This is a genomic window from Ochrobactrum sp. BTU2 (genome assembly GCF_024539785.1).
GTDB classification, from domain to species: Bacteria; Pseudomonadota; Alphaproteobacteria; order Rhizobiales; family Rhizobiaceae; genus Brucella; species Brucella anthropi.
In genome coordinates, this window is record NZ_JAHWRG010000074.1 from 1 (window position 1) to 1,411 (window position 1,411).

Genomic DNA, 1,411 nt, shown 5'->3' on the forward strand with positions numbered 1-1,411 from the left:
CGGCACCTTGCAGGAGCGGATTGTCTCCGTTGTTGTGGAACCGATGAACAGGTTGCGGAGCCGCGAATGACTGAAAGCACCCATCGCAAGCAGATCGAAAACCTCTCGGTCCACCGTCTCCGAAATCACTTTGTCAGCCGCCCCCTTTACGATGGCGACTTCAGGAACGATGCCAGCTGCCTTAAGCATAACAGCCGCATCATCGAGCTTTTTGCGGTTCTCCGGGCTCTCCTCTCCTGCCATGATCAGTTTGCAGTCAAGGCCACTGAGGATCGGACTCCGGGAGATTTGATCGACCATTTTCAAGGCCGTTGCTCCGCCGTCATAAGCGATCAATAGTTTATTGATTGGATTGAACCCGCGCGAAGTAATCAGAATGGGTTTATGCGTGGAACGAACCACCCTTTCCAGATTTGAGCCAAGATGCCCTTTCGCAAAGTCAGCTCCTTCACCGCGCTTCCCGATGACGATGATATCCGTAACGGTTTCGAATTCACGTACGGTTTCAACCAGATCACCGTTACGCAACTTCGTATCTACGTTGGCAAGGCCTGCTTCCTGTAGTCGGGCCTTCGCTTCGTCCAACAGCAAACGACCACGCTTGTGGGCGACTCTGGTCTTCTGTTCATCGAGCTTTGCCAATTCCTCAAGAAGGACGGTACGAGCACCCAGTCCAATGCTGCCACTAAGATCAACCTGTTCTGAAGCAGTATCGCGTCGGCCAATCACGTGAATGAGTTCCACATTCACTTTCGTTCTAGATGCTATCCACGAGATATGGTCGCATACACTCTGTGCATAGGTCGAGCCGTCGATCAATCCGAGTATATTAGTCATTAGCGTTCCTCCCTCAGTGACCCATCAGGCGTTCCATGGCGCCGGGTTTGTCGTGAATGGCGAGTTTGTCGACAATGGTCTCACTCGCCTCGTTCATGCCCAGAATGTTAACTTCTGCGCCTTCGCGGCGGAATTTCAGGACGATCATATCGAGAGCGGAGACACTGGAAATATCCCAGATATGAGCGTGACTGACGTCGATTGTGACCTTGTCCAGAGACTCCTTAAAATCGAAAGCTTTGTTGAAATCGTCTGCTGATACGAAGAAAATCTGACCCTGGACAGTGTATGTGCGATGCGAACCATCTGGTGAGAGCGTTGAGGTGACGCGAAAAATTTTCGAAATCTTCCATGCGAAGAACACGGCTGAAAGAAGCACGCCGATGAGAACGCCGATGGCGAGATTGTGGGTGTAAACCACACCGACCACAGTCGCTATCATGACGATTGAAGAAGAACGCGGGTGAACAGTGAGGTTCTTGATTGAGGACCAGGAGAACGTGCCAATCGATACCATGATCATGATGGCGACAAGCGCTGCCATGGGAATCTGGCTGACGAGATCGCCAAGTAC

2 protein-coding genes are annotated in these 1,411 nt (G+C 51.7%); both read right to left on the minus strand.

All coding sequences use genetic code 11. From position 1 onward, the window contains the following. On the minus strand, window positions 1–837 hold an 837-nt coding region (locus KWJ32_RS28010), incomplete at its 3' end, for a universal stress protein (protein ID WP_148101608.1). Between the two features lie 13 nt (window positions 838–850). Beyond that, the coding region (locus tag KWJ32_RS28015; RefSeq protein WP_148101609.1) for an STAS domain-containing protein at window positions 851–1,411 on the minus strand (561 nt) is incomplete at its 5' end.